Genomic DNA, 14,258 nt, shown 5'->3' on the forward strand with positions numbered 1-14,258 from the left:
AAAACAACGCCTTGCTGACACGCAAGGCGTTGTTTTTCGCGCTCTATGTCGCCGCCTTTCTCACAATAGCTCTCACCATGCCTTTGAAGATAAACAGGTGAGGCAGCATCATGGCAAACCAATACATTAATCCCCAAAAACCTTGCGGGTGCCACCAAGCGGTAACGCTGAGTGTGCGCTGGGTACCATCATCCTCAATAGAAAATTCCAAACGACCTAAACCAGGCCCTTTCATACCAAACAGCAATGAGAGAAAACGCTTTGGTTTACAACGGATCACTTTCCACGAGTCAATAAAATCACCCACTTTAAGCTCTGGTCCGAGAGGTTGACGCCGAATCGGCGCTCCAGCGCCAAACAAGACGTCAAGCCATTCGCGCGTTCGCCACAAGCCATTGGCGAAAAAGTAACCCTGATCGGGTTGGCCGATGGTTTGAATGATTTGCCATAGCGCGTCGGAAGTGAGTGGCGTTTTTATCGTTGCGCCTGCCTGTTTCGGGTAATAGCCATAGCCCGGTTGCCAGCGATTGAGCGCCGCAGGGTCATACCCCCACACGTTACTGCGCACGAATTCTCCCTCTTGCTCTATCGCGCGCTCAATCATGGTTTGAAAGTCAATTAAGGTCTGTGGGTAGCGAGTGCGTATCTCGGCTGAATCCGCGACAAAGTCATGAGACAGCCCCGCCAGAAGCGCTGAGCCGACCGACGCAGGAACAGAGGTCACCAAGGCGAGCCAACGCGAGGCCATCTTAGGCGTGAGCAGCGCAGTGCTGACAAGTCGAACCCGTTTGCCCGCCGCTTGACCGATAACCTGAAACTGTTCTCGATAGGTCAACACATCTGGGCCGCCCACTTCAAAGCATTGATGCTGAGTCACTCGCTCTTTGATCAGGCAGAGTAGGTAGTGATTAAGGTTCGCCAATGCGATGGGATTCGCTTTTGAATCGACCCATTTAGGCGCGATGAGAATAGGCAGGTTGTAAACAAAGTCGCGCATGATCTCAAACGCCGCCGAGCCAGGACCAATGATGACGCCAGCACGTAACTCGGTGATAGGGACACCCGCTTGACGGATGATCTCTCCGGTCATCAAACGCGCTTTAAGGTGTTGTGAGTTGCCTGTTTGCGGTTGGAGCGCACTTAAATAAATCACATGTTTCACTTGGCTCACTCGAAGTGCGTCGCGAAAATGTTCTGCCAAGCTGATTTCATAATCGACAAAGTCTGAACCGTGGGCCATACCGTGTACCAAAAACAGGACGATATCAAAGGCGCGCACTAGTTTGATGGTCTCTGCGCGATCTGCCAGGTCTAAGTAAGTCAAGGTGAGGTTGGGATGCGGTGGGATACGCGCCTTCAATGCCGAAACATCTCGCGAAGCAGAAGTGACGCTGTAACCTTGTTCGCACAGCTGAGGAAGCAGTTGTGACCCGACATAGCCAGATCCGCCCAGCACCAACACTTTTTTCATCGACATTCCTTATGGTCTTGAGCAACAAAGTGATTCACACCTATAATAGCGACAAGTGGCAGCTCTGCCCAAACCCACCGCTCAACGCTTTGATCACCTTACCAAAAAGGACGTGCTCTTGTTCATTTCTCAGGTTTTGTCGCACACTCGTGGCGATTTTATTCGTCGCCTTATTGCTATTGCGCTGCCCATCACCTTGCAAAGCATTATGTTCTCTAGCCGAGGCTTGGTGGATGTGATCATGCTGGGTCAGTTAGGTGAAGCGGAGATCGCCGCGGTGGGTGTGGCCGCGCGTGCGACATTCGTGACCACCATTATGCTGGTTGGGGTGACCACCGGAGGCGCACTGCTTACGGCGCAGTATTGGGGCGCCGGTGATCAGCAAGGGGTAAGGCAGAGTACGGCGTTAACTTGGCTTGTTTCGATGGTATTTGCGGCGTTGACCGCAGCGTTTTTCCTCCTCTTTCCGAGTGAGATTATGGCGCTGACAACGGATTCTGAAGAGGTCAATCAACTGGGCAGCGACTACTTGGTGTTAACCTCGGTGAGTATGTTTGCTGTGGCCTGCGTAGCCAGTATGTCTGTGGGTTTGCGCGCCATGCATCGCCCCGGCATTAGTACTTTCTTTAGTGGCATCGGCATTGTTGCGAACATCTTTCTTAACTGGGTGCTTATCTTTGGTCAATTTGGCATGCCAGCCATGGGCATCAAAGGGGCGGCGATTGCTACCGTGCTCAGTGGTGCGATTGAAGTGGGCACCTTGTATGGTTATCTCTATCTACGTCAACACTTACTGGCTTTTGGTGTCGATGACATCAAGGCTATCCTAAAGCTAGACAAAGTCGTGCGCTTCTTAAAACTCTCTCTGCCGACGACCTTTAATTTTCTTGCTTGGGCTGGAGGACTGTTTGTCTATCACGCGATTATGGGACAATCTGGCGTGCAGGGTTTGGCGGCGCTCTCGGTGATGACGCCGGTTGAGTCGATCTCTCTCGGTTTGTTGATTGGTATGTCCAATGCAGCGGCCGTGTTGGTCGGCAATCAAATAGGTGCTAAAGCGTATAAAGAAGTCTATTACCAAGCGATTGGCGTCACGATATTGAATGTAGCGGTCAGCGTGATCGTGGCTATCTTACTCTATATGGTTCAAGGGGCGGTGCTTGGTGCCTTCAGTGCTCTCACCGATGAGACCCGCGCGTTGGCCGATCAGTTCATTGTGATTTTGAGTGTAGGGATTGTGCTTCGCTCTGTCCCCATGATGCTGATCGTAGGTGTATTGCGTGCGGGGGGCGATGTGAAGTTCTGCCTCTATCAAGATCTTGTCGCGCAGTGGCTGATTGGGATTCCTTTGGCCGCGTTTGCTGCTATCGGCCTTGGGATGGAACCTCAGTGGATTTATCTGCTGTTTCTAACCGAAGAAGCGATCAAGTGGTTTGGATCCATATACCGTACCAAAAGTAAAAAGTGGATTCGAAATTTGATCGAAAATTAGACATCGTGCAGCGAAGTGGTGGGGTTTGATGCATATGTTGTGATCTCCCCTCCAAAACACTTTCTACTCATCACAATTTAGTGTAGATTCACAGTCCCATTTCTATCAAAGGTGAGACGGTTAATGCTACAACTTACAGACCTATGTAAAGGCTATGTCGACGGCGGTGAGTTTCACCCTGTCTTACAAGGTGCTGAGTTGTTATTAAACCAGGGGCAGCAAATTGCATTAATGGGCGAGAGTGGGGCTGGCAAGAGTACCCTGCTCAATCTGATTGCTGGGCTGGATGTCGTTGATTCTGGCATCATTCGCTTCCCTAATATGTCGATGGACAGCGCAACTGAAAGCGAGCGCACCCTCTACCGTCGCAATAACATTGGTCTTATCTTTCAGCAGTATAACTTACTACCCACTCTTAATATTGCCGATAACATCCGCTTCTGCCGGCAATTGAAAGGCTTACCAGAAGACGCCGGATTGTGGCGACAAATTTTATCGGCGTTGGATCTCATGCCGCTGCTTGGTCGTTACCCTGAAGAGGTATCGGGCGGTCAGCAGCAGCGAGCCGCGATTGCTCGTGCGCTCTATATGGAGCCCAAATTGCTGCTTGCTGATGAGCCAACAGGAAGCTTGGATGAGCGCAATGCCGAAGCCGTGATGCGACTTTTGACCTCATTGAGCCGCCAACTAGATTGCACTCTGCTGTTGGTGACGCACAGTGAACGCGTTGCTGAACACATGCAAGGAAAGGTACGTCTGCAAGGAGGGCTACTCCATGTTATGGCCCGTCATTAAGGCATTACTGGGGCATTACCGACGTTATCCTTTTCAAATTCTGCTTGTTTGGCTTGGCCTGACACTGGGCGTCTCGTTATTGGTTGGCGTAACCGCGATCAATGAGCATGCGAGACAAAGCTACGCGCATGGCGAAAAACTCTTTTCTAATCCTTTGCCTTATCGCATCCGCCCCAAACACGCGACCAACAAAATTCCTCAAGGTTTTTACATTCAACTGCGCCGAGAAGGCTTTCATCAATGTGCGCCGTTTGATTTCGTTCGCGTTAGAACCAAAGATTACCGCGATCTCGTCGTTGTGGGTATGGATCCTATGTTCATGCTCAAAGATACCCCGGCGACGCGCTTAAAAAGCGCTTCAATTCTTGAACTGATGAAGCCGCCATACCCAATTATGGTCAGTGCTGAGTTGGCTGAACACATGCGTTGGCATAATAACGACTTTGTCGAACTTGGCGATGGCAGTAAATTAGGGCCGATCATCGTTGATAAGCAAAACTTGATCCACGGGACTCGTATCGTCGCCGACATGTCGTTGGTACGAATGATTGAACGCAGTTCTGGCTTGTCGGTCATTGCGTGTAGTGAAATGCCGCTCGAGAAAGTTGAGCGGTTGAAAGAGCTGTTGCCCAACGGTATGAATTTAGCGCGCAACTCTCGGGTTGAACTCGAAGCGCTCACGGAGGCGTTCCACGTCAATCTCAGTGCGATGGGGATGATGGCGTTCTTAGTGGGTCTTTTTATTTTTTATCAAGCGATGTCGCTCTCTTTAATTCAACGCCAGCCATTAGTGGGTGTACTTCGTCAAACCGGTGTCAGTGGCGTTCAATTGGCGGCGTCGCTGTGCATTGAATTAGTGGCGTTAGTGTTGGTGAGTTGGCTGTGTGGTAACGCCTTTGGCATGGTGCTCGCGAAGCAGTTGATGCCAGCAGTATCGGCAAGCCTTGGTGACCTCTACGATGCGAATGTTGGCTTGGTGATTGGTTGGAGTTGGTCTTCCAGTCTTTACAGCCTCTCTCTGACCTTAGTCGGTGCCATTATCGCCTGTGGTTGGCCTTTGGTGAGATTGCTGCGCTCTCAGCCGGTCCGTTTAACCACTCGTCTCTCTTTAGTGCGCTTCGCCGGCCGTGAATTCTCAATTCAAGCGTTGATTGCTGTTGGATTAGCGGTGGCGGGGATCGCCATTTACCAAGCGCCACAAACTCAACAGACAGGCTTTGCCATTATTACTTGCTTGCTGCTTGGTGCCGCGCTCATCACGCCGTTTATTATCTGGAAAGTGTTCAATATCCTTTCCTATAAACTGCGCTGGGTGAAAGCGCGTTGGTTCTTTGCTGATGCGGCATCTAGTATGAGTTACCGCGGTGTGGCAACCATGGCCTTTATGCTGGCGATGGCTGCCAACATTGGGGTGGAGACCATGGTGGGTAGCTTTAGAGATACGACGGATAAGTGGCTATCCCAACGTTTGGCCGCCGATCTCTACATTTACCCGAGTAACAGTGCGTCGGTTCGCATGAGCAATTGGTTGACCAAGCAACCCGAAGTGAAGTCGGTCTGGTGGCGATGGGAAAAAGAGGTCACGGAGAAAGAAGGCGTGCTGCAAGTGGTCAGCACCGGTGGTTCCGAAGGGGAGCTAGAAGCGCTGACCGTTAAACTCGGTATCCCGAACTATTGGTACTATCTGCACAACACCAAAGGGGTGATGGTCAGTGAGTCAATGGCGTTAAAGCTCGGCATTCGTCCCGGTGATACCTTGGATTTGAAAGGTCGACTTGGCAGTGGTTGGCAAGTGGTCGGCATCTACTACGATTACGGCAACCCTTACAATCAGGTGCTTTTATCACACAGAAATTGGTTGTACGCCTACGCAGGACGCGGCAATGTGGCGCTCGGCGCTGTGCTCAATGATGGCACCGATTCCAGTGCCTTGAAACGCCGTTTGGAGACGGTGTTTAGGATTGACGCTGAGCGTGTGTTTGACAACAGTCATATTCATAAGCAAGCGCTGCACATTTTTGACCGCACCTTCTCTATCGCAGACACCTTGGGCAACATTACCTTGATTATTGCTGTGTTTGGTATCTTTTTCGCCACTGTCGCGGGCGAGATCTCGCGCCAAAAACACGTCTCTTTGCTGCGTTGTCTTGGTATGAAAGGGTGGGAGCTGATCGTGATGGGTGGTTTGCAACTGTTTGTCTTTGGTACCATCGCGATGCTGATTGCATTGCCGCTCGGTTGGGTACTGGCGGAGTTGGTGGTGGACATTATCATCAAACAGTCGTTCGGTTGGACGCTTGAGCTGCAATTGATTCCGCAAGCTTATCTCATCACTGGTTTGTTGGCGATGGGCGCATTGATGGTAGCCGGGGCTCTGCCGGTATTGCGGATGGTACGAAACACGCCGATGAAATCGTTAAGGGATGCATTGTAATGACACAAGGTCGAGTGTTGAGTCGTTCAGCCATTATGGCAGTGGGTTTGGTGGTCGCAGGGCTTATTGCGCTGTTGATCATCTTTCGCGAGACGCCACTTGAAGAAACAAATGACTTTGATAGCATGAATGACATGCTGCGCGCGCAAAAAAGGCAGGTCTTTGAGCCTGTGCTGCCCAACTACCCCGTGATTTTACCCAACGACTTTTCCTTCAATAATGAGTACCAGCACGGTTGGTGGCAGTTCTTTGCTAATGTGCAAGATGAGGCCGGCACTGAATACGGGATTCAGTGGAGCTTTATTCGGATTGCCAGTCATGATCAACCTTTGCGTGGTTGGTTAAGCCCCGAGGTCTACGTGTCTCATCTTGTGGTATCGAGTCAATATGGCGTTTGGAAAGAGCAGCGGGTGGCTCGAGGTGGGATTGGCCAAGCAGAAATGACGTCACAGCCTTTTCGCATGTGGATCGATAATTGGAACTGGCGCTCACTTGGCAGAACGCCGTTTCCTGGCATGCTCACAGTGCAAACCGATGAATTTAGTGTTCAGTTGAGTGCGTCGACCAACGGGCCTTTTGTCCTGCCGGGTGAACGTGGGTATGTGTCCAAACACGATCTGCTGCCGATTGCGTCCTACAATATTTTCGCGCCTTTCCTTAATGTTCAGGGCTCAATCACGTTGCCGGGCGATCGTCAGATTAAGGTCGATGGCAAAGCGTGGATGAGTAAAGAGTGGGGAAGTGGCTTACTCGCTGAAGGGCAACAGGGCTGGGATTGGTTTGTCGTCCATCTGGATGATGAAACCACGTTATCTGTGAGTCAGTATCGTCAAAACAAGCAACTTCCCTACTGGTTTGGTACCTTATCCAGTAACGATGGGAAAGTGATTAACCTTGCAGACTCTGATCTTGTCATTACACCCAATGCGCCAAGTCTCGTCGCGCGTGGCAAGCGAGTGCCGATGAGTTGGACGATAGAAGTGCCCGCGCATAACATTCATCTCACTGTATCTGCGACTAATCAGAATCTTTGGCTGCCCTTTTTTGTGCCTTATTGGGAAGGACCAATAAAAACTACGGGTAGTCATAAGGCACAAGGCTTCATGCAGCTGATAGGGTATTAACTTTACTCATTGTTTCTAATTGATTGTCGTTGTTAAGAGCAGGTTACATCAGGGTAATCTGCTTTTTTTTTGCATGTTCTATACTAATGATTCAGTTTGGTGATAGAAGTGAGGTTGAACCTATTTGTTGGTGCTATTTATGCTGGGTATTGCATTGATTTTATGGTTTGTCGCCTCAATTTGTGGTAAACAATCAGAGAGTTAGGTTGATTGTGTCCGACAGGTGACATGTTTAGCGACGACATCAATGCGGCATGATAGCCCTAGTGTCTCTAAGCATTCATTGGGTGTTCTCGTCAGGTTTTTATAAATAGCGTTATCAGATAGGTCTTAAATGATGAACAAATGGGTCCGTGACTTCTTCCGATTGGAGTCTGCCAGTGGGATTTTACTTATCGTCGCCGCTGTCGTGGCGATGACTATCGCAAACTCACCTTTAAATGAACATTATCAGCACTTTTTACACATCTATATTTTTGGGATGTCACTATCGCATTGGATTAACGATGGTTTGATGGCGATTTTCTTCCTGGTGATTGGCCTTGAAGTCAAGCGTGAACTGGTGGAGGGGGCGCTCAAGTCAAAGGAAACCGCCACATTACCAGCGGTTGCTGCCGTGGGGGGAATGGTGGTTCCTGCGTTGATTTATGCTGGTATGAACTGGGGCAACGACAACGCAATGGCGGGGTGGGCGATTCCTGCGGCAACGGATATCGCGTTTGCACTGGGAATTATGGCGCTCTTGGGTAAACGCGTCCCGATCGCTCTTAAGGTGTTTCTATTGGCTCTGGCGATCATCGATGACCTAGGCGCGGTACTGATTATTGCCTTCTTCTATACGTCAGACTTGTCGACGCTTGCGTTGACCATGGGCTTTATCTCTACGGGTGTGTTGTTTTGGCTTAACGCGAAACGTGTCACACGCCTGACTCCCTACCTGATTGTCGGGGCGATTTTGTGGTTCGCGGTGCTGAAATCTGGCGTTCATGCGACACTTGCTGGCGTGGTGATTGGTTTTGCTATTCCGCTAAAAAGTGAGAAGGAACTCTACTCACCACTCAAATACCTTGAGCACTGGCTACACCCTTATGTCTCCTATGGCGTGTTGCCTCTGTTTGCATTGGCGAACGCGGGGATCTCGTTGCAGGGCATTTCAATGGACGGCCTAATGTCAACGGTGCCACTCGGCGTCGCGATGGGGCTATTGCTCGGTAAACCGATAGGCATCATGTTGTTCTGTTGGGCTTCACTGGCGCTGAAAATTACTGTGCTGCCAGAAGGCATCACTAAGCGACATCTGTTTGCCGTCTCTATTTTGTGTGGCATTGGTTTTACGATGTCGATCTTCATCTCTTCGTTAGCCTTTGGTTTCGATTTTGCCACGCTCGACACTTACGCACGTTTAGGTATCTTGATGGGGTCAACACTGGCAGCGGTATTGGGCTACATTGCTCTGCGCGTTTCTCTGCCGAAAGAGCCAGTGGCGGTGTCCGCCTCATCCTAGTGATATAAACATTTAATTTAAGCCCGCCAGGTCACCCCGGCGGGCTTTTTTTGTTAAGGGCCTGCGGAATCGTTCAAAGGGAAAGTACCCGAAGAGGCAAGGGTAAGTAACACGACAAAAAAGTGTTTCATCGTGTTTCGTAAATGTGGCCTATGTGAGAGATTGAACTATCATCAATGCTTATGTTTGATGGTATTTCCTACTAATTTCCACTTTGAGTTCGTTTTTTTCGAATATTTAGCTCTAGAGAAGCGAATGTTATTGTTAACAGGATTTGAATAAACTTTCGCACATTCAACGTAAGGTGAGCTAGATCAACTATTGTTTCACTAACGTGTGAGTTTCACTCATGTTCTAGTTTAGCTAACGCTTTATAGCTTGGAGGCTTTTTCGATGCTGTATGCAGTCCTGTCCGGTTTTTTCCTGGCAGCGTTTGTTCCTTGGCTGTTTCGCCAATTTGGTGAGAAGACCAGCAAACTGTTGGCACTTTTGCCCGCAGGTTTGTTTGTCTATTTCTCAACCTTTTGGACTCAGATAACAGAGCAAGGACCACTTCTGATTCGTTATGACTGGGTCCCTTCGTTGGGTATCAGTCTCGATTTCTGGTTAGATGGCCTGAGTTTACTCTTTGCGCTGCTGATCTCTGGGATCGGTTTTTTTGTCGTTATCTATGCGGGCAGTTATCTGGCCAACAAACCGGATCAACGCAAACTGCTGACCTATTTGATGGCGTTCATGGGCGCGATGTTGGGCGTGGTGTTATCCAACAACCTGATGGCGATGTTTGTCTTTTGGGAGCTGACCAGTATTACCTCTTACATGCTGATCGGTTACTACCACGAAAAAGAGTCGTCGCGTAAATCTGCGCTGCAAGGTCTGTTTGTCACCGTCGGCGGCGGCTTGGCGCTATTGGCTGGTATTATTCTGCTTGGCAGCCTTGCGGGCACTTATCAGATCAACGAGATTCTTTCGCAAGGTACGCAGCTGCAAACGCACGCGCTGTTTAGCGTGATGATGTTGGCGATTTTGGGCGGCACCTTTACTAAATCGGCCCAGTTCCCATTCCATTTTTGGTTACCTAATGCGATGGCTGCGCCGACGCCGGTCAGTTCTTACCTGCACTCTGCGACCATGGTCAAAGCCGGCGTCTATTTAATGGCGCGTTTACAACCGACGATGGCGGGGCATGATCTCTGGACCTGGCTACTGACGTTTGTTGGCGCTACCACTATGCTCTTGGGCGCGGCTATGGCGGTGACCAGCACGGATCTGAAGCGCATTTTGGCCTATTCAACCGTGATGGCACTGGGAACCTTGACCATGCTGATTGGTATCGGCACGGAAGCGGCGCTGGTGGCGGCGGTGGTGTTCTTACTTGGCCACGCCCTCTACAAAGGTGCACTCTTCATGGCGGCAGGCACCATAGATCATGAAACGGGCACCAAAGATGTGCGCGAGTTAGGTGGGCTACGTAAAGCGATGCCGTACACTGCGGCGTTCATGTCTCTCGCTGCACTAGCTCTAGCGGGGGTACCGCCTCTGTTTGGGTTCATCGGTAAAGAGATGATGCTCGAAGGCGTGTTATCCAGCCCTTGGGCAGCGTTGCTTGCGCTTATGGCGCTGTTGACCTCCATCTTTATTGCCGCTTGTGCAGGGCTATTGGTGATCAAACCCTTCTGGGGTGAGAAGAAAGCCACGCCAAAAGAGGCGCACGAAGCGCCGCTTGGAATGCGTCTTGGCTTTACGGTGCTTTCGGTGTTAGGTCTGGTTCTTGGCTTGATTCCTTCATTGGCTTCGCCGCTTGTTGTATCTGCATCGACGGCGATTCTCGGTAATCCTGCGAGTAAGGTGGATCTCGCGCTGTGGCATGGTCTCAATCTTCCGCTGATGCTGAGTATTACGGCTATGGTGGTCGGTTACCTCCTGTTTAAGCAGTGGGATAAACTCGGCAAACGTGCAATTAAAGCCAAACCATTACTGAACTACGGACCGGAAGCGGGTTACTTTGTCTTTATGGACAACATGGTGAAATTCGCCAAATGGAGTACCGCCAAACTGCAAAATGGTTATATGTCGAACTACATTTTGACCATTTTCCTCACGACGATCGGTTTGGTGGCGTACGCCATGGTTACCCGCGTTGGTTTCCACTGGGATTTGGATTTCTCTGACGTGACGCTCAAAGAGATCGGCCTATCGATTCTGATCATTGCGGTGATTACGTTTGCTTGTTTGACCAAAGTACGTTTGAGCTCGGTGGCGGCCCTTGGCGCACTCGGTTTTGCCATGGCGCTGATTTACGTCTTCTTTAGCGCGCCTGATTTGGCCATCACTCAGGTGCTGATTGAAACTCTGACGGTCATCATGTTGGTGTTGGTTTTGTTCAAACTGCCTAAGTTCCAAACGCTCTCAAGCGCGGATGTGCGTTGGCGTGACACCATCGTCGCCCTGTTGTTTGGTGCAATGATGGCGACGCTATTGATGACAGTAGTGCATTTCTCTATGCCAGGCGGTATTAGCGGGTACTTGATTGAAAACAGTGTACCAATCGCGAAAGGGCGCAATATCGTCAACGTGATTTTGGTCGACTACCGTGCACTGGATACGCTAGGTGAGATTTTCGTCTTGTCGTTGGCGGCGATTGGTGTGACTGCGATGCTGCGTTCGAAGAGGGACTAATGATGAACAAAACCAGTACTTCTATGATTTTGCAGGTCATCGCACGCTTTCTGCTGCCGATGTTGCTGCTGTTTTCTGTGTTTTTATTGGTGCGTGGCCATGATGAACCGGGCGGCGGTTTTATCGCGGGCCTGGTGGCGTCAGCGGCCTTTGCATTGCATTTGTTTGCGTTTGATGCCAAAGAGACACGCAAGTTGATTGGCATCGACAGCACCTACCTGATGGGTGGAGGATTGATTATCTCAACGCTCAGCGGTTTTGTCGGTGTGATTAAATCTGGCAGCACGTTTTTGACCGCGCAATGGTGGTACGTCAATGTGCCGGGATTGGGTGAGCTTAAACTGAGTACGCCGCTGATGTTTGATGTGGGCGTCTACTTTGTCGTTGTCGGCATGGTGACGACACTGCTTTTCTCACTGGCACAGTTGGAGGATTAAATGACCACATTATTTGCTTTGGTGATCGGTGCGCTCTACGCCGCTGCTCTGTACATGATGTTGCGCCGCAGTGTGGTGAAGTTGGTCATTGGCCTCATCATTCTGTCGAATGCGACCAACTTGCTGATCTTTACTGGTGGCGGTCTGGTTCGCGGAGCGCCACCACTGATCGCTGAGGGTATGACGGCTCCGGTGGGCGCGATTGCTGACCCTCTGCCCCAAGCCCTTATTCTGACTGCTATCGTCATCAGCTTTGGCGTATTAGCCTTTGCCGTGGTGCTGATTAAGCGCGCTTACAGCGTGATCGGTCAAGATGACATGAACGAAATGAAGAGTACAGATTCACAATTATGATGCTTCTATTGCCCGTACTGATCCCTATGTTTGCCGCGGCGTTGTCGATGACGCTGTGGAAACATCAAACGCTGCAACGCTGGATCAGTGTGTTCTCTAATTTTGCGTTGCTGATTGCCGCGGTCACCTTGTTCTACACCGTTTATAACGATGGGATCCAAGTGGTCACCTTGGGAGACTGGCAGCCACCTTATGGTATTTCAATGGTGGCGGATCTGTTGGCGGTGATTATGGTCACCGTGTCAGCAGTCGTGGCGTTTTGTATCTCCATTTATGCCTTGGCCACCATGAGTGAGGAGCACGAAAAGTTCGGCTTCTACCCGCTACTGCATTTGATGTTAGCCGGTGTCATTGGCTCTTTCCTAACCGGTGATATTTTCAACCTCTACGTTTGGTTTGAAATCATGCTGGTGGCGTCGTTTGGCTTGCTGATTTTGGGCGGCGAACGCAGTCAAATGGAGGGCGCGCTAAAATATGTGACGCTTAACTTGCTCTCTTCTGCATTGTTCCTCAGTGCGATTGGTTTGCTTTACGCCTATGCAGGTACCTTGAATATGGCGGATCTGGGGCAAAAATTGGCGACCACAGACAGCCCACAAGTGGTGACAGTAATTTCACTACTTTTCTTGGTGGCATTTGGCATCAAAGCGGCGGCATTTCCGATGTTTTTCTGGCTGCCAGCCTCCTACCATACACCGCCTGTCGCTATTTCAGCGGTGTTTGCTGGCTTGTTGACGAAAGTGGGCGTTTACGCACTGTATCGCGTGTTTAGCCTAATCTTTGTCGGTGATATCGCCTTTACTCACGGCACTTTGTTGATGTGGATGGGTATTTTCACCATGGTGACGGGCGTGCTGGGTGCGGCGGCGCAGTTTGAAGTACGTCGTATCTTGTCTTTTCATATCGTGAGTCAGATTGGCTACATGATTTTAGGTTTGGCGCTCTTTACGCCATTGGCGATTTTGGGCGGGGTATTTTATCTCTTCCACCACATCGTGGTGAAAACTAACCTGTTCCTTATCGGTGGTGTGATGCATCGTATGCACGGCAGTTACGATCTGGGTCGGTTAGGTGGTTTGTATAAATCCGCGCCGTTCCTTGCGATTTTGTTTGCTATCCCAGCCATGTCTCTGGCGGGTATTCCACCGTTGTCAGGCTTCTTCGCTAAGTTTGTCGTGATCAAGGCAGGTATTGATGCGCAAGCATGGATAGGGGTGATTGCTTCGCTCGCCGTGGGGCTACTGACGCTCTATTCGATGGTGAAAATTTGGGCGGAAGCGTTCTGGAAGAAGCTGCCAGAGGATGCAGAAGTGTTGCCAGCGATGTCAGATTCAGAGCGATTCTTCCTTTACCTACCGATCATCTTGATGGCAATCATCACCGTTACGATTGGTATTAACGCAGAATGGTTTGTCAATCTCGCAAGCATGACCGCGGATCAGCTACTGGATCCTGCGCAATACATCGATGCTGTGTTAGGAGGTCAATAAGATGAAAGCCTTTGGTTGGAATATGTTATTGGCGTTGGCGTGGGTGATCTTATCGGGCACCTACACCATCTCAAATCTCTTTGGGGGCATGTTGCTGAGCTATGTGGTGCTGGCTTACGTACTTCGCGATCAGCCAGCGTTCAAACGTTATTTCGGTAAGTTTCCTAAGTTTGTTAAGTTCGCGCTGTTCTTTATCTGGGATTTGGTTAAATCGAACGCTCGCGTGGCATACGATGTACTGACGCCGACGCATTTGATGAAGCCTGCGGTGATTGCCGTCCCACTCGACATTAAAAGCGATGCCGGCATCACGCTATTTTCGAACTTAATTACCGTTACACCAGGTTCACTAGCACTGGATGTGTCCACCGACAAAAAAGTCCTGTTTGTCCACCTGATGTATTTTGAAGATGAACAACAGCATGTGGCAGAGCTGAAAAAGCTTGAAGCCATGGTGCTGGAAATTATGGAGTAAGGC

Annotated in this window: 11 protein-coding genes; 10 read left to right on the forward strand and 1 reads right to left on the reverse strand. The window is 50.1% G+C overall.

Annotated features, from left to right (window positions below; translation table 11 throughout):
- Positions 1-43: 43 nt before the first annotated feature.
- The gene (locus AC6R1A_RS03140; RefSeq protein WP_500633316.1) at positions 44-1,471 is read right to left on the reverse strand and encodes a DUF2867 domain-containing protein; all 1,428 of its coding nucleotides are present in this window, start codon (positions 1,469-1,471) and stop codon (positions 44-46) included.
- Positions 1,472-1,589: 118 nt separating this feature from the next.
- Between AC6R1A_RS03140 and AC6R1A_RS03145 the strand changes: the two genes are divergently transcribed.
- The 10 genes from AC6R1A_RS03145 to AC6R1A_RS03190 all read left to right on the forward strand — a co-directional run bounded on the left by AC6R1A_RS03145 (position 1,590) and on the right by AC6R1A_RS03190 (position 14,255).
- On the forward strand, positions 1,590-2,963 hold the full coding sequence (locus AC6R1A_RS03145) for an MATE family efflux transporter (RefSeq protein ID WP_500633317.1): 1,374 nt from the start codon (positions 1,590-1,592) through the stop codon (positions 2,961-2,963).
- A gap of 123 nt (positions 2,964-3,086) precedes the next feature.
- Positions 3,087-3,758, forward strand: a complete 672-nt coding sequence (locus AC6R1A_RS03150; RefSeq protein WP_500633318.1) for an ABC transporter ATP-binding protein — start codon at positions 3,087-3,089, stop codon at positions 3,756-3,758.
- Complete coding sequence (locus AC6R1A_RS03155; RefSeq protein WP_500633319.1) at positions 3,739-6,192, forward strand: ABC transporter permease; 2,454 nt, start codon at positions 3,739-3,741, stop codon at positions 6,190-6,192. The genes AC6R1A_RS03150 and AC6R1A_RS03155 overlap by 20 nt, the downstream gene beginning before the upstream one ends.
- Positions 6,192-7,316, forward strand: a complete 1,125-nt coding sequence (locus tag AC6R1A_RS03160) for a lipocalin-like domain-containing protein (RefSeq protein WP_500633320.1) — start codon at positions 6,192-6,194, stop codon at positions 7,314-7,316. Before AC6R1A_RS03155 ends, AC6R1A_RS03160 begins: the two co-directional genes overlap by 1 nt.
- Before the next feature lie 337 nt (positions 7,317-7,653).
- Complete coding sequence (gene nhaA / locus AC6R1A_RS03165; protein WP_500628172.1) at positions 7,654-8,820, forward strand: Na+/H+ antiporter NhaA; 1,167 nt, start codon at positions 7,654-7,656, stop codon at positions 8,818-8,820.
- Positions 8,821-9,213: 393 nt separating this feature from the next.
- Positions 9,214-11,499: a putative monovalent cation/H+ antiporter subunit A gene (locus AC6R1A_RS03170; RefSeq protein ID WP_500633321.1), complete on the forward strand. Its 2,286-nt coding sequence runs from the start codon at positions 9,214-9,216 to the stop codon at positions 11,497-11,499.
- Positions 11,499-11,936, forward strand: a complete 438-nt coding sequence (locus tag AC6R1A_RS03175; RefSeq protein ID WP_500627648.1) for a Na+/H+ antiporter subunit B — start codon at positions 11,499-11,501, stop codon at positions 11,934-11,936. Before AC6R1A_RS03170 ends, AC6R1A_RS03175 begins: the two co-directional genes overlap by 1 nt.
- On the forward strand, positions 11,937-12,290 hold the full coding sequence (locus AC6R1A_RS03180) for a Na+/H+ antiporter subunit C (RefSeq protein WP_334552316.1): 354 nt from the start codon (positions 11,937-11,939) through the stop codon (positions 12,288-12,290).
- Positions 12,287-13,780, forward strand: a complete 1,494-nt coding sequence (locus AC6R1A_RS03185) for a Na+/H+ antiporter subunit D (RefSeq protein WP_334552315.1) — start codon at positions 12,287-12,289, stop codon at positions 13,778-13,780. The genes AC6R1A_RS03180 and AC6R1A_RS03185 overlap by 4 nt, the downstream gene beginning before the upstream one ends.
- A 1-nt stretch (position 13,781) precedes the next feature.
- Complete coding sequence (locus AC6R1A_RS03190) at positions 13,782-14,255, forward strand: Na+/H+ antiporter subunit E (RefSeq protein WP_500631160.1); 474 nt, start codon at positions 13,782-13,784, stop codon at positions 14,253-14,255.
- Positions 14,256-14,258: the final 3 nt, after the last annotated feature.

This window comes from Vibrio sp. R10-SG3-ISO3 (assembly GCF_059834225.1).